At 68.4% G+C, this 19,253-nt stretch carries 16 protein-coding genes and 1 riboswitch; of the genes, 12 read left to right on the top strand and 4 right to left on the bottom strand.

The window, feature by feature from the left end:
- The first annotated feature begins 38 nt into the window (after nucleotides 1-38).
- The 10 genes from CMC5_RS24320 to CMC5_RS24275 all read left to right on the top strand — a co-directional run bounded on the left by CMC5_RS24320 (nucleotide 39) and on the right by CMC5_RS24275 (nucleotide 10,370).
- A complete protein-coding gene (locus tag CMC5_RS24320) occupies nucleotides 39-926 on the top strand; it encodes a LamG domain-containing protein (RefSeq protein WP_082362750.1) in 888 nt (295 codons plus the stop codon).
- Nucleotides 927-1,025: 99 nt separating this feature from the next.
- Nucleotides 1,026-1,844, top strand: a complete 819-nt coding sequence (locus CMC5_RS24315) for a hypothetical protein (RefSeq protein ID WP_156338842.1) — start codon at nucleotides 1,026-1,028, stop codon at nucleotides 1,842-1,844.
- A 144-nt stretch (nucleotides 1,845-1,988) separates the two neighbouring features.
- Nucleotides 1,989-3,530, top strand: coding sequence for a choice-of-anchor Q domain-containing protein (locus CMC5_RS24310; RefSeq protein ID WP_050432666.1), 1,542 nt, complete (start codon nucleotides 1,989-1,991; stop codon nucleotides 3,528-3,530).
- Between the two features lie 32 nt (nucleotides 3,531-3,562).
- Nucleotides 3,563-4,240 carry a glutathione S-transferase family protein gene (locus CMC5_RS24305; protein ID WP_050432665.1) on the top strand — a complete coding sequence of 226 codons (678 nt, stop codon included), beginning with the start codon at nucleotides 3,563-3,565 and terminating at the stop codon, nucleotides 4,238-4,240.
- 195 nt (nucleotides 4,241-4,435) lie between these two features.
- Nucleotides 4,436-5,242, top strand: coding sequence for an ABC transporter substrate-binding protein (locus CMC5_RS24300; RefSeq protein ID WP_063796635.1), 807 nt, complete (start codon nucleotides 4,436-4,438; stop codon nucleotides 5,240-5,242).
- Between the two features lie 109 nt (nucleotides 5,243-5,351).
- Nucleotides 5,352-5,415, top strand: a riboswitch (guanidine-III (ykkC-III) riboswitch).
- Between the two features lie 9 nt (nucleotides 5,416-5,424).
- Complete coding sequence (sugE, locus tag CMC5_RS24295) at nucleotides 5,425-5,751, top strand: quaternary ammonium compound efflux SMR transporter SugE (protein WP_050432663.1); 327 nt, start codon at nucleotides 5,425-5,427, stop codon at nucleotides 5,749-5,751.
- An 850-nt stretch (nucleotides 5,752-6,601) separates the two neighbouring features.
- The gene (locus CMC5_RS24290; protein WP_050432662.1) at nucleotides 6,602-7,246 is read left to right on the top strand and encodes a hypothetical protein; all 645 of its coding nucleotides are present in this window, start codon (nucleotides 6,602-6,604) and stop codon (nucleotides 7,244-7,246) included.
- Entirely contained in the window at nucleotides 7,243-7,650 is a 408-nt protein-coding gene (locus tag CMC5_RS24285; RefSeq protein WP_050432661.1) for a hypothetical protein, read from the top strand. The genes CMC5_RS24290 and CMC5_RS24285 overlap by 4 nt, the downstream gene beginning before the upstream one ends.
- An 87-nt stretch (nucleotides 7,651-7,737) precedes the next feature.
- On the top strand, nucleotides 7,738-9,291 hold the full coding sequence (locus CMC5_RS24280) for an alkaline phosphatase PhoX (RefSeq protein WP_082362749.1): 1,554 nt from the start codon (nucleotides 7,738-7,740) through the stop codon (nucleotides 9,289-9,291).
- A 107-nt stretch (nucleotides 9,292-9,398) separates the two neighbouring features.
- The gene (locus CMC5_RS24275; RefSeq protein WP_245677722.1) at nucleotides 9,399-10,370 is read left to right on the top strand and encodes a DUF72 domain-containing protein; all 972 of its coding nucleotides are present in this window, start codon (nucleotides 9,399-9,401) and stop codon (nucleotides 10,368-10,370) included.
- A gap of 53 nt (nucleotides 10,371-10,423) precedes the next feature.
- On the opposite strand, the gene CMC5_RS24270 is transcribed toward CMC5_RS24275, so the two are convergent.
- From CMC5_RS24270 to folD, 3 genes are all read right to left on the bottom strand, one after another.
- Nucleotides 10,424-12,634, bottom strand: a complete 2,211-nt coding sequence (locus CMC5_RS24270) for a hypothetical protein (RefSeq protein WP_050432659.1) — start codon at nucleotides 12,632-12,634, stop codon at nucleotides 10,424-10,426.
- Between the two features lie 101 nt (nucleotides 12,635-12,735).
- Entirely contained in the window at nucleotides 12,736-14,100 is a 1,365-nt protein-coding gene (locus CMC5_RS24265; RefSeq protein WP_156338841.1) for an alpha/beta hydrolase, read from the bottom strand.
- Nucleotides 14,101-14,168: 68 nt separating this feature from the next.
- Nucleotides 14,169-15,029, bottom strand: coding sequence for a bifunctional methylenetetrahydrofolate dehydrogenase/methenyltetrahydrofolate cyclohydrolase FolD (folD, locus tag CMC5_RS24260; RefSeq protein WP_050432657.1), 861 nt, complete (start codon nucleotides 15,027-15,029; stop codon nucleotides 14,169-14,171).
- A 93-nt stretch (nucleotides 15,030-15,122) separates the two neighbouring features.
- Between folD and CMC5_RS24255 the strand changes: the two genes are divergently transcribed.
- Both CMC5_RS24255 and CMC5_RS24250 read left to right on the top strand, forming a co-directional pair.
- Nucleotides 15,123-16,493: a nicotinate phosphoribosyltransferase gene (locus tag CMC5_RS24255; RefSeq protein WP_050432656.1), complete on the top strand. Its 1,371-nt coding sequence runs from the start codon at nucleotides 15,123-15,125 to the stop codon at nucleotides 16,491-16,493.
- A gap of 30 nt (nucleotides 16,494-16,523) precedes the next feature.
- Nucleotides 16,524-17,186 (top strand): cysteine hydrolase family protein, encoded by a 663-nt coding sequence (locus CMC5_RS24250; protein ID WP_050432655.1) that lies wholly within the window; start codon nucleotides 16,524-16,526, stop codon nucleotides 17,184-17,186.
- 151 nt (nucleotides 17,187-17,337) lie between these two features.
- On the opposite strand, the gene CMC5_RS24245 is transcribed toward CMC5_RS24250, so the two are convergent.
- Nucleotides 17,338-19,182, bottom strand: a complete 1,845-nt coding sequence (locus tag CMC5_RS24245) for a putative bifunctional diguanylate cyclase/phosphodiesterase (protein ID WP_050432654.1) — start codon at nucleotides 19,180-19,182, stop codon at nucleotides 17,338-17,340.
- Nucleotides 19,183-19,253 lie beyond the last annotated feature (71 nt).

Raw genomic sequence — 19,253 nt, 5'->3', positions numbered from 1 at the left:
CTCTATCGGTCGTGGTGCGCGTGGGATAATTTGTGCGCATGAGGCGGTGCGGCGGTGCGTCAGTGTTCGCGCTCGGTTTGCTGATCGGGGCCTGCGTGCTGGATGTGGACGGGACCGGGCCGCGGGCGATGTCGCCCTCGGGGGAGCAGCCGTCGAACGGGATGGGTGGCGCCGGAGGCGGGACGGGAGGCGCTGGCGCTGGCGAGGAAGGCGGAGGCGGTGATGGCGGTGCGGGAGGCGATGCGCCCATCGAGGGGCCCTTCTGTGACGCGAATGATCCGACGCTGGTCGCCTGTCACCCGTTCGATGATGGGTTCCACGGGGGCGGCGATAGCGTCTCGGGGCCGGGAAGGATCGAGGACCGCTCGGGCAGGGGGAATCACCTGGTGGACGTCCGGAATGCGCGGTTCGAGCCCGGGAGGGGCGGTAAGGCCTTGCGGATGGACGGCGGGAGCTATGCGCGCATCGACTACAACCCGTCGATCGACTTCACCCTCCTGACGGTGGAGCTATGGGTCCAACCCGCAGCGCTGCCGGCACCGGGGCAGCGGATGGGGCTCGTCGATAGCGATTTGCGTTTCGGTTTGTTCGTCAACGAGGACGGGATTGTGGACTGCCACCTTCCCCAGATGGGGGGGGTGCTCCGGTCCAGCCCGCAAGCGCTTCGAGGGGCGGCGTGGTCGTACGTGGCGTGCATGTACGACGGGAACGAGGGGAGGCTTTACATCGACGGTGCCCGGGTGGCCACTGCGCCGGTGGGTGCCCTGCCTCAGGAGCACAACCGTCCGATCGTGGTGGGAGGGGACGATCCTGGTGCGGATCGGTTTCATGGGCTGATCGACAGGCTGCGCCTCTTCGATGGGGTGCGGTCGGAGCGGCAGATCTGTCTGGCTGCGCTCCGGCCAGCATGTCCTTCCAGTGGATGATCGTGGAGAACCCGTCGACGGCGGCGCCATCATGCGGTGCGATGCTGCGCGGAGTTCGCGGTGAAGGCTGAGCACATCGAGGCGGACAGGATGGGAACGATGGGTGGATCGAGGGCGCTGGTCGTCGCCGGGCTCCTGGTCATGGGGGCGACCTGGGGGATCGGTTGCGAGGGGGAGAAGGCTCCGCTGGCACCGGAGGCGACGAGCCTGGAGGCGTCGAAGCCGGCCGCGCCGAGCGTGCTGCGGTTCGCCGTGGATGCGCCGAGCAGCAAGGTCGAGTTCCTCATGGATGCGCCGAAGGAGAAGATCCGGGGGCGGGTGAGCGGGGCGGCCGGGGGGGAGCTGCTGGTAGATCCGTCGGATCTGACGAAGACGACGGGGCTGGTCACGGTGGATCTCGGGAAGCTGGAGCTGTTCCAGACCGTGGCCGGAGCGGATGGGGCGTTCGGCGCGGAGTCGAAGAGCGAGAAGCAGAACGAGCACGCGCTGACGTGGCTGGAGATCTCACCGGACACGCCGGCCGAGGTCCGGGAGAAGAACGCGAAGGCACAGTTCGCGATCCGGCTGGTCGAGGTGGAAGGAGAGACCGATCTGGGGAAGCGGAGCGGGTCGGAGCGGCGCGTGAACCTGAAGGTGACGGGGGAGTTTCTGCTGCACCAGCGGAAGGTGATGAAGTCCGTGGAGCTCGCCGTGACGTTCCGGTTCCAGGGGAACATGCCGGTGAACGCGGTGATCAGGACGGTGAAGCCGTTCGCCGTGGGGCTCGCCGAGCACGATGTGCAGCCGCGCGAGGCGTTCGGGAAGCTGGCGCAGAAGACGCTGGAGGTGCTGGCGCCGAAGGTGACGAAGGAGGCGCTGGTGTCGCTGGATCTGGCGGCTGGGCTCTCGCTGGACGGAGGGTCGGGCGGGATGCCGTGACGGGTTGAAGGAGCGCTTCAGCTCGACAGGGTTCCCTCTTCGTCACTACCCTGCACCGCCATGGTCGGGTTGCTTGGATTGTCTGGGTCTTCGTCGCTCGTCACGCTCGCCCGAGGGAGGAGGGGGTCCGCCCTCTGGGGGCTCGTGGCCGTGGTCTCGGCGGCCTTCTTTGCCTGTGGTGGCGAGGAAGACGGAACGGGGCCAGGCGGAGGGGGGACGACGAACGGTCAGGGCGGGGCTGGTGGAGGAGGAGCGCAGGGGGGCGCTGGTGGGGCCGGGGCTCAGGGGGGCACGGGGGGAGCCGGGGCGCAGGGCGGTGCGGGGGGAGCCGGGGCGCAGGGGGGCGCCGGTGGCACCGCAGCCGTGTGCGGCGATGGGGTGGTGGAGGGGGGGGAGACCTGCGATGGGGATTGCCCGGCGACCTGTCCGGACGACGGAGACGCGTGCACCGAGGAGGTGCTCTCGGGCAGCCCGGAGACGTGCGATGTGGTCTGTGCCGCGGCGCCCGTCACCGCCTGCGTGAGCGGGGACGGTTGCTGTCCTGCGGGGTGCTCGGCGCCCGAGGACCTGGACTGTGTGGTGTGCGATGTCCGGGTGCCCGACGATCACGCGACGATCGCGGAAGCGATCGCGGCGGCGCCATCCCCTGGCGTGGTGTGCGTGAGGCCCGGGCAGTACGCGGGCGATGTGGCGATGCGGCCGCACGTGTCCTTGCAAGGGTACGGGCCGAGCACGGAGATCCAGGGGAACGTGTCGGTGCGCGCCCTCGGGGATGCCGATCCGACGCCGACGAGCATCCGGGATCTGCGCGTGGTGTCGAGTGCGGGCGGGGCGCTGACGACCTGTCCGGTGAACCAGCCTGCGTGCGCATCGTCCGCCGCTCTCGCCGGTGGGACGCTGGCGCTGACGGCGGAGCGGGTGGAGCTCAGGTCGACGACGCAGCTCAACGGCACGATGTACTGCGCGACGCTCGAGACGTTCGGTGGTGGGGTGCAGATCGTGCTCCGCGACTCGCTGTGCGCAGGGGGCCGGGGATTCCGGGTGGTCGGTGGGCTGCCAGCGACCGCGGTGTCGCACGAGCTCGTGGCGGAGCGGAACCGCTTCATGCCGGGGCCCGGAGACTCCATCTTCGATCCGATCGAGTACCTGGTGAACCAGACGGGTTCGGGGACGTGCGGAGCGGTCACCTCGCCCGCGGGCACCCGGGTGAAAGCGACCATCGTGAACAACGAGTTCTACCGGACGGATTACGAAGGGGTCTACACGTCGAAGTGCCTGGCCTTGACGGCGGCAGACGCGGCCGCGTCGTCGATCGAGGTGAGGAACAACTCGTTCGTCGTGCCGCAGGGGGTGAGCGGCGACAGGGCGAATGCCGTCTGGGTGAACGGTGTGGCCGGGCTCTTTCCGCGCGTGGTGGTGGCGAACAACCTGTACTGGAGGACGAACGCGAACCCTCTGCGCGGGACGCAGCCGGATGTGATGAGCGGGAACCTGCTGCCCGCGAGTGATCCCTTCCTCGACGTGGCCGGTGGGAGCTTGCTCCTCGCGCCCGGGAGCGCGGCCATCGACGCGGCGGATCCCGCGCACGCACCCCCGGTGGACAACCGAGGGGTGCCGCGGCCGGTCGACGGGAATCTGGACGGGATCAGCCTGCCCGACGTGGGAGCGCACGAGTACGTGCCCTGACGGCCTTGCAGGGCTCTGGTAATTTCGGACCGATGGCTGACTTCACGCTCTTCATCGGGAACAAGAACTACTCGTCGTGGTCGCTTCGGCCCTGGCTCGCGCTGAAGGCGGCGGGGGTCGATTTCGAGGAGGTCCTCATCGCGCTGGGGAACCCCGAGGAGCCGATCCGTGACGTGATCCGGCGTCACTCACCGTCAGGGAAGGTGCCGGCGCTGCGGCACGGAGACCTGTTGATCTGGGAGTCGCTTGCGATCTGCGAGTACGTGGCCGAGCTGTTCCCCGAGGCGCGCCTCTGGCCGGAGGAGCGGGCGGCTCGGGCGGTGGCGCGGGCAGTGAGCGCGGAGATGGCGGCGGGGTTCGCCGAGCTGCGGGCTGCGATGCCGATGAACATCCGGCGGCGGGTGGCGAACTTCCAGGTGCCAGCGGCGGCCCTGGTGCACGTGGACCGGATCCAGGAGAGCTTTCGGTCGTGCCGAGCGCAGTTCGGCGCGGGGGGGCCGTTCCTGTTCGGTTCCTTCACCATCGCCGATGCGATGTACGCGCCCGTGGTGACCCGCTTCCGGACGTACGGGGTGGCGGTGGACGAGGTCGCGCAGGCGTACATGACGGCGGTGCTGTCGCTGCCGTCGATGCAAGCCTGGGAGGAAGCGGCGCAGGCGGAAACCATGGTCGTTCCGGCGACGGAGGCGATCGCCGACGCGGCCTCCTGATCGGCGAGCGGATCACGGCCCATCGAGGCGGTCCTGCGGTCGAGCCCAGGCTCGACGCAGGGCATCAACGCGCGACAAGGGGACTGTACCGTGGAGTCACGGTGGACCGCTGACGTCGTGCGTTGACGCCTGACGTCGCGCGTCGAGGGAGCGCGGGTGCTTGCCGTCCCGGAGGCGTGCGCCGAGACTGGGCTCATGCAGGTGCGCCTTCGGCTCATCGTGGGGATTGCTGTGATGGTCGCGTTGCTCTCGGCGTGCAGCCGGAGCAAGGAAGGGAAGGTCCTGCGGCTATCCAACACGACCAGCTTGCAGGATTCGGGACTTCTGGCCGTGCTGCTCCCGGCGTTCGAGGCGCAGAGCGGCCATCGGGTGGAGGTGACCGCGGTCGGCTCGGGGAAGGCGTTGGAGGCGACGCAGCTCGGGCAGGCAGACATGGCGGTGACGCACGCGCCCTCGGCGGAGGTGGCGGCACTCGCGGCAGGGCGGATCGGGCGTCGGACGCCGTTCATGCACAACGAGTTCGTGATCGTCGGCCCGGCCGGGCTGGTGGCGGTGACGGCAGGCGCAGGGGACGTGCGCGAGGCGATGCGGCGGATCGCAGGATCGGGGCGGAAGTACGTGTCGCGAGGCGACGGGTCGGGGACGCATCAACGGGAGGAGGTCGTCTTCGAATCGGCGGGGATCCCGACGGCGGCGTCCTTCGTCGTGGTCTCCCGCGCCGGAATGGCCGAGACGCTGGTGCGCGCGTCGAAGGAGGGAGCCTTCGCGCTGTCGGACAAGGCGACATTTCTGGCGCAGAGGAGACATCTGGACCTGGTGATCGTGTTCCAGGGGGACAGCGAGCTCAGGAATACCTACTCGGTGCTCGAGCCGCCAGGAGACGCGGAGGGGGAGGGGGCGCAGGCGTTCGTGCGTTTCCTGCGGTCGGTGGAGGGGCGAGCGCTGATCGGGCAGTTCGGCGTGAAGGAGTACGGGGAACCACTGTTCACGCCCGCGCTGTGATGCGGGGGCCGGCGCATGGGTCGAAGGGGGAGGTTCGTCCAGGGTTTTCGGCGCCGGGTCGTGCTTGACGTGGGTCGTGCCTGCCGCCATAGCTAGGCGGCACGCAAGAGGGTGGCCCTGGCGAGGGTCCCGGACGAGACGCGCCGTACCCGGTCAGGACAAGACGACGCACGAGGTTCGTCATGTCCTGGTTCTTGCTCGTCATTGCGGGGTTGCTCGAAACCGGCTGGGCCATCGGGATGAAGTACACGCACGGCTTCACGAAGCCGCTGCCGAGCATCCTGACCGTGCTCACCATCATCGCGAGCATGGGGTTGCTCGGGGTCGCGGTGCGCGAGCTGCCGATGGGGACGGCCTACGCCGTGTGGGTGGCGATCGGGATCGTGGGCACCACGGTGCTGGGGGCGTTGATGTTCGGCGAGTCGCTCTCGCCGGCGCGGCTCATGTTCCTGGGGTTGCTGCTGGTCGCGGTGGTGGGGCTCAAGCTGACGACCCCCGAGAAGGGGTGACGCGCGACACCTGACCGGTGGATCGGCGGCGCACCCCGCGTCGCCGGTCAGCGCTTCGTCCTACGGTGCTTCCGCGATCCAACGTCCATGGGCGGCCGACATCCATGTCGATCCCTTGGCGCATGCGGGTGAAGGCTGCGCATGTCCCAGCGCTGCCTGGCCGTCGCTCTCGAGCACCACCAGAGATTCTTACCGTCCAGAGATTCCGTAGGTACGGTGTCGAGCATGAAATCATCAAAGAGCCTCGCATTGATGCCGATGCACTTTTTCGAAGGATCCTGACCTTCGGTCGTCCACTCGGGGCTCTCTGTACAGGTGCCGCATCCACAGGCGTTGCAGGGGTGTTCGTGATGACGCCATTGCGGCTGCAAATCACGTCGTGCTCGTTCGAAAGCAACTTGAATCGATCGGGCGAGTAATAGGCCCAGAGCACACCGCGCTTGAAGCAGAAGCTGCAATTGCAGCGGGTGATGCTGGATGGCGGGTCGCTCACCTCGAAGTGCGTCCCGCCGCAGTGGCAGCTTCCGAGCAGGGGCATTGCGTCAGTTCATCTGGTGTCCGTTCGGTGGTGCCAGCGTCGGTGGCGTGTCCGGGTTCGTCGCGTCCGAGCGGTCTTCTGCAGCAGATGTATGTAAAGGCCCATCGACATGCGCGCCTCGCGAACCGGGGCGTTTCCCGAGCACGTGCGTCGATGGCTGGGAGTTTCATGAAACGGGGCGCGGGTTCTCCCCCGTGACGCAGATGTCATGCATGCGGCGTGGCGGCGGGGGCGGCGAGATCTCGGAGGTCTCGACATGCAGGGGATTCGTAGGACCTCCGAGCAAGGCATACGAGTTGCTTTGGGGCGCGCATGCGTTTCTGGCCATTCCTCTTCCTTCCTGCCCTCACGGCATGCGCGCAGGATTCCACGGGGGCGCTGGGGCAAACCCAGGCGAGTCCGCAGTGTGCTCCGACCGATCTCGTGTGCGCGGTCGGCGGGATCGATGCCCCGGTGGCGACTGGTGCCTCTCTGCCGATCGATGTCTCCGTCACCTCGAAGGGGAGCGCCTCGCCGCCGCTCACCTTCGCCTCGGCGGACCCCACGGTGTTCACCGTGAGCGGGGTGCACGTGGACGGGATCGCTCCCGGGGTGGCTTCGCTGCTCGTGTTGACGGGCGGCACGGTGCTGGATTTCTTTCATGTGTGGGTGCAGACGCCGGATGCGATCCGACTCCATCGCCACACCTACGAAGGGGTCGAGGTGGGGGATCTGCCCGGCCGGGTGCAGCTCCTCGTGGGCGACGAGCTGGGAATCTCGGCCCAGCCTTACGCCGGGCCGCAGCGGTTGCTCGGCGAGGCGGTGAGCACGTGGCGTGCTGATCCAGAGGTGGTGCAGGTGCTGGAGGACGGCATGCGCAACCGCCGGAGGCTGGTAGCTCGAGGAGCTGGCATCACCACCGTGGAGGTGGAGGCGCTCGGACTGACCACGACCCTGGAGCTGGAGGTGCTGCCGTGATCCGTCGTCTCGCGCTGCCGTTGCCACTTCTCTCGGGGCTTTTGCTGGGCTGTGAGCCGAGCCTGTCCGCGCTCACGGTGTCTCCCGTGGGGACCCAGGCGGAGCTCGACAGCCATGAGGAGACCATCACGCTCACGAAGGGGATCGCCCTGGGGTTCCACTGCACCTACAACGGTCGTGCGTGCGAGAACGCGACCGCGGAGGTGGAGCATGCCGCGGTTGCCACGGTGTACCCGGCGTACGTCGACATGCTGTCGCGCTCCGAGACGGACTACCGGAGGAATGTGAGCACCACGCCACGATCGGTGTTCGTGATCGTGGGGAGCGACGTGGGAGCCACGACGCTGACGCTGCGGACCGACGATGGCGACCTGGACTTCGCGGTGGACATCGTGGACCGGTAGATACGAACCGGCGACGGCGACCGGGGCTCCGCGGTGGACATCGTGGGTCGATGCGCTGGCGCCGAGGCGCTATCCTGGGCGCGCCTGATGGGACGACATCCTCGATCGCCGAGCGCGCAGCCAGGTTCCGGTCCGTTTTCCACGCTCGGTCGTGAGCGCCACGCTTCCAGCGGTCGTCGCGCCTTCCTCCGAGGGGTGGCGGCGACGGCCGCGGCAGTCCCCTTCGCAGGGCTGTTCGAGCGGCGCGCGATCGCCTCTCCACTGGGGCCGCTTCGGCCCGATCCAGAGAAGATCTTCGACTTGCCCGAGGGGTTCTCGTACCGCGTCCTGCAACGGTCCATGGACCGGATGGACGACGGCTACCGGGTCCCCGGTCGTCCGGACGGGATGGGGTGCTTCGAGGGGCCGGACGACACGCTGATCTTGATGCGCAACCACGAGAACGTCCCCGGCAAGGCGAAGTACGGCCCATGGGAACCCGGTCAGGCGCCTCCTTCCGAGGCCTTCGACCCGAAGGGGATGGGCGGCGTGACGCGGGTGGTGCTCCGCGCCGACGATTTCGAGCTGCTATCGAGCAACCTCGTGCTCGGCGGGACGCACCTGAACTGTGCGGGCGGCGTGAGCCCGTGGGGATGGCTCTCGTGCGAGGAGACCGTCGAGCCGGGCCACGGCTATGTCTTTCTCTGCCGTACCGATGCGGATCGCATCCAGCCACCGCATCGCATCCCAGCGTACGGTCGCTTTTTTCACGAGGCGGCGGTGGTCGATCCGGACACGCTCATCGCGTACCTGAGCGAAGATCGTGTCGACGGCGCCTTCTATCGCTTCCTTCCGGAGCGGCTCGATACGCCCTTCGTCGGCAAGCTTCAGGCCTTGCGGGTGATCGGGCGTGACCGGCTGGACACGTCGGCGAGGCTCCGTCCCGGAGAGGTGGTCCGGGTCGACTGGGTGGACATCCCTGATCCGGACCCCCGCACCGATTCCGTGCGCTTGCAGGCACAGGCGCGAGGTGCCGCGCTCTTCCGCCGAGGCGAGGGGCTCACGCGGCACGGAGGCGCGGTCTACCTGTGCGCGACGAAGGGGGGACCGGTCGAGGCGGGGCAGATCTTCCGCTACGTACCCGGAGGGGAGGACGGCGAAGACACGCTGGTCGTGGTGGGCGAGTCGACGGACCGCAAGGCGCTCGACATGCCCGACAACATCACTTTCTCGGCTGGCGGTGAGCTGTTCATGGCCGAGGATGGGGAGACGGAGCGACGCATCGTCGTGATGAACGCGCGCGGGGAGACCTACGTGTTCGGCCGCAATGCGAAGAGCGCGAGCGAGCTGGCAGGCGTTTGCTTTTCACCCGACGGACGGGCGCTGTTCCTCAACATGCAGGACGAGGGAATGACGCTGGTGGTGACCGGGCCATTCCCGGGCGCCGTGGTCCCACGCGCTCCCGAGCCTGCGGTGGCGGCGCCGATTGCGACCGCCGAACGAGCGCACGGCTCCGCGTCATCAAGCCATTCCGGAGAGCGTCGAGAAGTTGCCAGCTGTAGCGGATGCGCGACGGTGGAGAATGCAAAAAGCACCGGCGGTGCGATTGCGGGTGCTGGAGCCCTTGCATTGCTGCTGCGGCGAGTATGCTCACGCGGGTGAGCCCTCGTCACCGTGTTGCGAGTCATCAGCTTTCGTTGTTCGAGCAGCCACCGCCTTCGCCCCTCGAGGACCGAGGGGCGCCCCCCGCCGAAAGGGAGGATGGCGCGATGGCGCGTGCGCTGGAGCAGGAGCATGCCCTGGCGCGACCGATCGCCGAGCGCCTGCCCCCAGGGCTGCGGTTCGGGACGAGCACCTGGAGCTTTCCTGGGTGGGCGGGCATCGTTTACTCGCGCGCGCGGAGCGTGAAGGAGCTGGCGCACGATGGCCTCCTCGAATACGCACAGCACCCGCTGCTGACCACGGTGGGGATCGATCGGAGCTTCTACGCTCCCGTGCCCGATGGCGATTACCTTCGCTATGCGCGGCAGCTCCCGCCGGGCTTCCAGTGTGTGTCGAAGGCACCCCACGCGGTGATGTCGCAGGTGTTCATGGCGCCGGGCCTGCCCGAGGACGAGCGCGGTCCGACCGTGACGCCGAACCCGGACTTTCTGTCGGTCGAGGTGTTCGAGGCGATGCACGCGCGGCCGCTGCTCGGCTCGTTCCGCGAGCACGCGGGGCCAGTGTTGCTGGAGATGCCGCCAGTGGGGGCGGCGAACCGGCTGCCGCTCCCCGCCTTCCTCGACCGGCTGGACCGCTTCCTCTCGGAGGCGCCCCGCGGGCTGCGCTACGCGGTGGAGCTGCGGGAGCGGGCGTACCTGACACCGGCTTACGCAGAGGTCCTGCGCGCGCATGGCGTGGCGCATGCCTACTCCTACTGGCGGTCGATGCCGCTTCCGGGAGCCCAGGCGGAGACCGTGCCGGTGACCCAGGCGCCGTTCGTGCTGGTGCGCCTCTCGTTGAAGCCCGGGCGTGCCTACGAAGCGGACAAGGCGCGGTTTGCGCCGTTCAATCGCATCGTCGAGCCGGACCCCCGCATGCGGGCCGAGGTGGTCGAGATCGTGTGCGCTGCTGCGGCGGCGGGAATCCCGGCGTTCGTGCTGGTGAACAACAAGGCCGAGGGCTCGTCGCCGCTGACGGTGCGTGCGCTGGCAGAGCAGGTGGCCGAGGCCTGGGCGGCGCGAGGGGGGCAAGCGGAGTAGCGTCGAGGCCCGAGCGTGCGCTGCGAGACGAGGCGGCCCGGACGCGGTCGCGGTCAGAGCAGGCAGGGGGCATCGATGCGTGGTGGCAGGATCTGGGGCGCTGGCGTCGGGTTGAAATAGACCCGGTAGTGACGGACGGTGCCCGAGAGTTCGGCTTGCGTCTCGAAGACGAGCTGCAAGCGGTCGAGGTCCAGCTCGGTCTCCTCGGGCATGGGGGAAAGGACGCAGACGTAGTCCGCGGTGCTGGCCAGCACGCCGGGCCGGGGGCGGCAGGCGTGGCGGTACGCCGTGTGCTGCTCGTAGACGCGGGCATCGGGAAGGGCGTGCGCAAGGGCTCCCACGGCGAAGGTGGCGATGCGCATGGGGCGCTCGGCGCTCGCTGGCTGGCGCTGCCAGTGGTCCCGCAGGGTGTCGGCGGGCTCCGCGAAGCGCCGCACCCACGCCGTCATGTCAGGGGCACCGAGGTCACGCATCTCGCCAGTCCGAGCGCCGCTGAGGTTGCCGGAGGGCATGGCGACCTGGAGGGCGCTCAGCCCCTGGAGGGCGAGGAGGACCAGCGTGCTGGCGGCGAAGAGGCGGTCGAGGGGGGAAGTTGCAGCGGCGGTGGGGGATGAAGGCGTGAGCGAGGGCGTGGCCGTCGTGTTGGTCGTGGGAGGCGAGGTGTCCCGGGGAGGCGTGGACCCCTCGTCCGTCGTGGAGGCGCGGCGGAGGCCAGCCACGAGATCCGCGGTGAGGAGCGCGGCTGGGCCCAGGAAGGGGATGAAGAGCCGGAACGCATAGAAGAGGTGGGTGGTGGCAGCGATGAGGCCATACGCGGCCACACCAGCGAGGCCGGCGTGGATGCCCCCGAAGCGGCGAAGGTGGTCGTGGGCTGCAGCGCGGTACGAGGTGCTGCTCATCGCGAGGAAGGCGGCGACGCCAGGGAGCACCAGCAGGCCAGAGACGAGCGCGAAGTCGGCCATGTACATGGCATTGGCGAGGAGCCAGGGGACGTCGAGGCGAGGCGTCTTGACGTAGAAGCTGGTGGGCAAGAGGTGGCCGTAATAGCTGCCGGCGAACGTGAACCACGCGGCTGGGGGGGCCGCGAAGGCGACGAGGTCGAGGAGGCGCGCCGCCCACTGCCGTCCTGGCGAGGGGCTGGTGGGCCCGGGGTGGATGGCCAGGGAGACGAGGAGGGGGCCGACGAAGGTGATCGCGTCGAGGCGGGTGATCACGGCGAGGCCACCGAGGAAGAACGGTAGGCCTTGGCGGAGGAGGCCGGGCGTCGAGGTCCCGTCGGGCGCGCGTCGCGACGTGTGGGCGAGCGCGGTCGATGAGGTGAGGAGCGCTGCGAGCAAGGGCGTCTCCAGGCCGCCGAACGTCCAGTAGAGGACGAACGGGGAGGCGATGAAGAGCGCGAGCCCGCAGCGCAGGGCAGTGCCGTCCCGCCGGAAGGACAGCGTGAGGGATGCGGCAGCGGCGAGGGTGCAGGCAACGCCCAGCGCCCTGGCCGGGAGGAGAAGCTCACCCGTGAGGCGGTAAAGGAGCGCCAGGAGGAGGGCGTGGAGCGGTGAGGTGAGCGCGCAGATGCGTTCGCCGAGGTTGTAGGTGAACTCGCCATGCTCGACGAGGTTCCGCGCGTAACGAAGCACGGTGTAGGCGTCGTCGGTCTCGGCGGTGGCGAGCGGGATCGCCGTCAGCACCGTGACGAGCAGCAGTGCGGCGAGTGTGAAGCGCGAGGACAGGACGCCACCCGGCTGATGTGGGCGCGGTGATGCCGCGCGCGCGTGGTGACGGCCTGCGAGATGGCGGCGGGCGAGGAGCGCTGCGGTGAGCAGGAGGCCCAGAGGCACCACGACGTCGAGGGGCTCGATGCGCCTGTCCTCCGTGTCGGATTCTTCCTGCGGAGGCCGTTCCCAGAAATGGCCGTCGTCGTTGCTGCGGATGATGTCGAGGAGCCGCTCGAGGGCGGGGCGAGGGGAGGGGGCATCTGCGGGTGAGGCGTCGAAGATGAGCCGCACCCCCAGGCTCGGCAGGACGATGGTCTCTCCGGGGTACGCGCCGCGGGGAGCGAGGTAGAGAGCGCCGTGGGCCCCCCCTGGCCCCTCGATGCGCACCTCGTAAAAGTCGCGGCCCGAGAGGAGCCGATGAACGCGGAAGTCACCCGGGAGCAGGTCCCCGCTGCCGTAGGGGCCGAGGAGCGCCCGGACCTGCGCCTCGCGACCTCGCCAGAGGGTGGCTGCATCGTGGTCCGGAGGAGTCGTGGCAGGAGCAGCCGATCGCATGACGGGAGAGCCTGGGCGAGCGCTCTGTCAGGCCCCGGCCTGCGCGTCGGCTGCCCAGCGGGGGGCGGCAACCCTCCTCGTGAGAACCTGCCGGGGCTGTGTCACAGGCCCGCGAAGATCGAGAAGGGGTTCCCCACGCGCGCTGCCCATGCGGCCTCGTTGTGAATGGCGCCCTCGTGCCACGCGAAGTCGAAGTTGGCTCCCTCCGTGTACGCGCCCCCTGCCGCGAGCTGCCGCCTGAGCTGCTCGTTCTCGCAGTAGTTGTCGGGGGAGCTGTCCGTATCGTCCTCGATGCCGTCCCCGTCGGCATCCACGCAGCCGGAGCCAGGCCCACCGCCGACGTCGAGGTACAGCCGCGAGGCGACCGGCCGGGTGTGCGCGGTGTAACGCTCGAGCATCGTCTCATTGCGGTTGCCGTCGCCGATGCTGCCCCAGCCCACGGTGCCGGAGAGGCTGGCCGCGAAGGCATAGACCCCCGGGCATCGATCCGCGATGTGCAGGCTGATGAGGCCACCCAGCGACGAGCCCATCACCCCGAGGGGCCCTGGTTCGCCATAGCGAGCCTGGATCAAGGGCCGCACCGTTCGACCGAGGAAGCGCACGTAAGCATCTCCCTGCCCCCCGACCGTGTTACCGCCGATGGTGTCCGTCACGTGGGTGTACTCGTCCATCCGGTCGCTCGTGTTGTCGATCCCGACGACGAGCACCCCGGGAGGCACACTCTGCTCCAGCCGCCACGAGCCGAACGGCCCTCCGTCGAAGAACAGGTTCTGGCCATCATGTGCGTAGAGCACGCGATTGATCGACCCCTGAGGGACCCACACCCGCAGATCCCGCGGCTTCAGGTCGGCGTCACCGAGGTCGCGGTACCGATCGAGGTGGGCAATCGATGGCCGGATCAAGCTCAGCTCTCCGAAACTGTCGACCGTGTACGAGCGCGCCCAGGGATCGGCCTCGTAAGCGGTGAGGTCGGTGAACTTGTAGCCTCCGCCCGGTGAGGCGATCGGTACCAGCGCCCACGAGAAGCCCTGGTCCGCGGTGAGCGGTGCCCCCACCCAGCCGTCATGATCTCCTGCGACATGGGTCAGGTTGCTGCTGGTCGACACGAAGAGATAGCCGTCGGGAAGCAGCGCGGGCCACCCTCGGGTCAGCGAGATCTCGTGCAGGGTGCCGTCCCGATCGGTACGCAGCGACGCGAGGACGTCGTCCAGCGTCAGCGTCGGCTCCCCACCGCCTCCCTCTTCTTCAGGTCCGCAGTCGGGCGACGCACTCCCGCCTTGCCCCTCGCCCCCTGCACCTTGTCCACCTGCTCCTCCGCTTCCAGGGCCTGGACCCGTGGAAGAGGTGGTCGTGGTCGTGGTGCCACCGCCTGAGCCTCCGGCCTCATCCCCCCCGCACGCCGCGGCAGCAAAGGTGGTGAGTGCCGCCGTCAGGAGAGACAAGGCATGAAGAAAAGGGCGCGTCATGCGCTGACCAAGCATGACGTTCAGGAAGCACGGCCGCCTGTTCGCGGCAAGGGACGGAGCCCCTGGAATCAACCGTCGCCGACGCGCGCTCGTGCAGCGTGCAGCGTGTTTTCCAGCAGGGTGGCGATGGTCATCGGGCCCACGCCGCCCGGAACGGGTGTGATCCAGGAAGCACGGCTCCGCGCTGCATCGAAGTCGACGTCACCAGCGAGCTTCCCGTCGTCGTCACGGTTCATCCCCACGTCGATCACGATGGCGCCGTCCTTGATCCAGTCGCCTTGGATGAGGCGCGTCCGACCCACTGCGGCGACGAGAATGTCTGCCTCACGACAAACGGCACCCAGATCGCGGGTGCGGGAGTGCGCCAGCGTCACGGTGGCGTGCGCCGCGAGCAGGAGCTGCGCCATCGGCTTCCCCACGATGTTGCTCCTGCCCACCACCACCGCGCGAGCGCCCGCGAGGTGCGCGCCGGCCTCGGCGAGCAAGCGCATCGATCCCTTCGGCGTGCAGGGCACGAGGGCGGGGCGGCCCGTGGCGAGGAGCCCGGCATTCACTGGATGAAACCCGTCGACGTCCTTCGCTGGATCCACCGCGTCGAGCACCCGCGCCTCGCGGATCTGCTTCGGCAGCGGAAGCTGCACCAGGATGCCGTCGACCGACGGATCGGTGTTGAGCGCTGCGATCTTCCCGAGCAGCTCCTCCTCGGTCGTGTCGGCGGAGAGCCGATGGAGCCGCCCTCGCATCCCGACCTCGTGGGATGCCTTCTCCTTGTTGCGTGTGTAGATGACGCTCGCTGGATCCTCGCCCACCAGGAGCACGTCGAGGCCCGGGGGCCTCCCGTGCGCGGCGGAGAAGCGCGCCACCCCTTCGCGTACCTCCAAGCGGACCTTCTGCGCGATGGCCTTGCCATCCAGGATCTGAGCCGTCATGGCGCGGGAGCTTAGTGCGCACGGCATCATGTCGCCAAGGCGGTCCGACGTCTTCTGTTGACCGGAGCCTGGCGCGTCTCTACGTCCTCAACCGTGGACGCACTCAAAACCGACCTCTACCAGCTCACCATGGCCGCAGGGTATTTCCACCGCGGCATGGCCTCGCGGACGGCGACCTGCGAGATGTTCGTGAGGCGGCTCCCCGAGGAGCGGCGTTACCTCCTCGCCATGGGGATCGAGCGCGTCATCGCGTACCTCACCGACCTTCGCTTCACCGACGAGCAGATCGCCTACCTGAAGACCGTCCCTTCGCTCGCGGACGCGATGACGCCCGAGTTCATCGCCTACCTCCGCGACTTTCGCTTCCATGGCGACCTGTGGGCCATCCCCGAAGGGACGGTGTTCTTCGAGCAGGAGCCAGTCCTCAGGATCACGGCACCTCTCATCGAAGCCCAGCTCGTCGAGACCTTCGTCCTCTCCGCCGTGAACCACGCCACGATGGTCGCCTCCAAGGCGGCGCGGATCGTGCTCAGCGCCGGAGAGGCCGGCGTCGTCGAGTTCGGGACGCGGCGCACCCACTTCGACGCGGCCGTCGACGCCGCCCGCGCTGCCTATGCGGCCGGGTTCGCGTCGACCTCCAACGTCGAGGCGGGCATGCGCTACGGCATCCCCGTCACGGGCACTGCCGCCCACATGTGGACGATGGCGCATCCGACCGAAGAAGCGGCCTTCGAAGGCTATGTGAAGATCTTCCCGAACGCCTCCATCCTGCTCATCGATACCTACGACACCCTCGAAGGAGCCAAGCGGGCCGCGGCCATCGCACGAGACAAACTCAAGGGCGTCCGTCTCGACTCGGGCGATCTCGCCACACTCAGCAAGGGCGTCCGCCGCATCCTCGACGACGCCGGCTGTCGACAGGCGAAGATCGTCGCCTCTGGCGACGTCAACGAGCTGAAGATCGCCGCCCTTCGCAACGCGGGGGCGCCCATCGATCTTTACGGCGTGGGCACCGATCTCGTCGTCTCGCGGGACGCGCCTGCGCTCGGTGGTGTGTACAAGCTCGTCGAGATCGGGGAAGGGGAGGACCGCGCCCCGATCGCCAAGTTCTCCGAAGGCAAGGCCACCCTTCCGGGGGCACACCAGGTGTTCCGCTCGCACGGCCCTGATGGAGAGATCACGGGGGACATCATTGCCCTCGCAGACGAGCACGGACCGGAGGGCACGGCGCCGCTGCTCGCCGAGATCGTGCGTGGCGGGAAGAGGCTCGCTCCGGCAGAGCCGCTCTCGGCGATCCGGGCACGCGCGAAGCGCGAGCTGGCCTCGCTCCCTGCATCGCTGCGGCGGCTCGACGGAGACCCCTGGACGCCGCTCACCCCACAGCGTTCGACTGGACTCACCCGCCTCATCGATGAGGTCAGAGCACGGGTTGCGCCGTCCCATCAGGTTGCCAAGGAAGACTGAGGGACCGTTGCCAGGAAAGGCCGAGGCACCATGAAGATCGACCGTGTTTTCGTCGACGTCGACGTACAGAACGACTTCTGCCTGGAGACCGGATCGCTGTACGTGAAGGGCTCACCGAACGATCTGTACAGGCGTCTCACGGCTCATGCCGTCGCTCGTGGCATCCCCATCCTCGGCTCCGTCGACTCCCACGCCTGGGATGCATGGGAGTTCGGTTCGAACGACGTCCCACCGCCGGAAGACGCCACGAAGCCGAACTTTCCTGATCACTGTGTGAAGGGGACCCCCGGCTGGCTCAAGGTCGAGGGCACCCTCCCGCCCCGCTTCCGCTTCCTTCCCAACGTCCCCGAGGCCCCCCTCGCGTCTGTCGCCCTCGACGAGCTTCTCCAGGGAAAAACGCAAGGCGTCTACTTCGAGAAAGAGGTCTACAGCCTCTTCATCAACCCGCTCGCCGACCCCTTCGTGCGTGACCTCGTCGCAGCGACCGAGACGCCGCCCGAATTCTTCGTGTACGGCGTCGCGACGGATTACTGCGTACGTGCTGCTGCTCTCGGCCTCGCGGAGCGTGGCTATCGAACTGCCCTGATCGAGGACGCCGTTGCAGGCATCTCACCCGAAGGTGTCGCGCGCACGTTCGACGAACTCCGCAGCGCAGGCGTCCGCATCACCCGATCGACGGAGATCCTCGGTTGACGTCTGCCCCCGTCTCTTCCGAGAGAGACCGCCCTTCCTGCTGCGCGGCGTAGAGCCAGCTCACCCTGACCATCCGGAGCGCAAAGAGTCGCGCCATCGCCCTGCCGCGGGAGAGCGACCAGCAGAAGCGCAGGGGGCAGCGCCCCCCTTCTCAGATCCCTTCGCGGAGCTCGTTGCAGAGATCGAGCAGCGGTCGGGGACGAGCGAAGTGCCAGCCCTGACCGTAGTGGATGCCCATGTCGCGCAGCATGTTGGAGATCAGCTCGTTCTCCACCTGCTCTGCCACCGTCTTGATTCCCAGCGTGGCACCGATGCGCTGCACCGACTCGACGATGGCGCGGTGCAGTGAGTTGTCCGCCAGATCGCGGATGAACATCCCGTCGATCTTCACGTAGTCCACCGGCAAGCTCTCCAGATAGCCGTAGGACGCGTGTCCGCTCCCGAAGTCGTCGATGGCGAACCGGCAGCCCATCGCGCCGATCTCTTGCATGAACCAGAGCACCTCGCCCAGGTTTGCCAGAGCGGCGGTCTCGGTGATCTCGAAGCAGATCTTGCTCGGCGGCACCTGCGCCCGGTGCAGCTGCTCCACCAGGAAGTCCAGCAACCCCTCGCGCAGCAGCGACACACCCGACAGGTTGATCGAGCACGTATCCAGCCGCCGCAGCGCAGCGGGCGGCAACGCACCGATCATCCGCAGCGCTTGTCGCACCACGTACCGGTCGATCACGTGCATCAGCCCGCTCTGCTCTGCCGCGTGGATGATCCCCACCGGTGACACGGCGCGCCCGTCCTCGTCCACCTGCCGCACCAGCACCTCGAAGTGAGCGCCTGGCTTTCGCACGCTGCGCCCCTCCACGCTGTTCGGCGAATCGTCGAGCATCGACAGCCGGTAGATCCCCTGCGCGTACAGCCGCAGCCGCCCCTCGGACAGGTGCCGCTGCAAGCTCGCCACCCACTGCATCGACCGACGGCTCGCGGCCATCTTGTCGTCGTCCAGGTAGACCTGCAGCCGTCCGCGCCCGTTCTCCTTTGCCACCCGGCATGCGTAGTCCGCCGCGCTCAGCACATCGGCGGCGCGCTCGAACTGCGGACCGATCACCACGAGGCCGATGCTCGCCCCGATCGAGAACGTCTTCTCGGCCCAGCCGAAACGGAACTCCAGCAGGGCGAGCTGCAGCTCCTTCGCGATCCGCTCTGCTTCTCGCTCCCCACGACCGGCCAGCAGCAGCGCGAACTCGTCACCCCCGATGCGCCCTGCCGCATCGTTCGGCCCCACCACCTCGTTCACCCGCGTCGCCACCCACTGCAGCAGATCGTCGCCTGCCTCGTGGCCGCACGTCGCGTTCACCAGCCGGAAGCTGTCCAGATCGATGTAGCAGAGCGCATAGGTCGCCCCGCTCGTCCTGCAGTCCTGGAGCGCCACATCGATCCGCTCGATGATGCTCCGCCGATCCAGCAGATGCGTCAGCGAGTCGGACCGCACGCTCTGCGCGGCCTCCTCGGCGGCCGTCACCTCGCGGAACAGCAGCACCCTCTGCGGACTCGCGGCTCCTTCACCCCCGCGCGCCGGCATCATCCCGGCCGTGTGACGGATCGAGATCAGCTCGCCATCGCGTCTCGCAATCAGCGCCGTCTGATGTCTTCGATCGTCGCCACCCGTCGGTGCTGCCCCGAAGAGTTCGGGCAGAAGCGAGGATCCACTGATCTCTTCGCGCTCCCCGTCGTCATCGACGTCACCTCCGCGATCGGGCGTGACCACGCGCACCACCTCGTCCACGGCGGCACCACGCGTTTCGGCCAACGACCACCCCGTCAAACGCTCTGCGGCAGCGTTCATCCGGATGATGCGGCCATCCCCATCGACCTCGATTACCGCGACATCGATCTGCGACAGCCACGAAGCGAGCCCCTCCGCGGTCGGCCGCTGATGCGATTCGGGCCGCGTTGGCAGGATGCTCGGCCGGGCATCTGCGACCGTCTCGAGCTTTGCCGTCACAGGTCCATCGTAGGCGTATTTGATCTGAGAACCATACTTAAGTGCTCGGAAGTTGTGATGTCCGTGAGGTA

It is taken from the genome of Chondromyces crocatus, from assembly GCF_001189295.1.
Taxonomy (GTDB): domain Bacteria; phylum Myxococcota_A; class Polyangia; order Polyangiales; family Polyangiaceae; genus Chondromyces; species Chondromyces crocatus.
The sequence above is the reverse complement of the archived record's forward strand: the minus strand, read 5'-3'. Positions and strand labels throughout refer to the sequence as shown.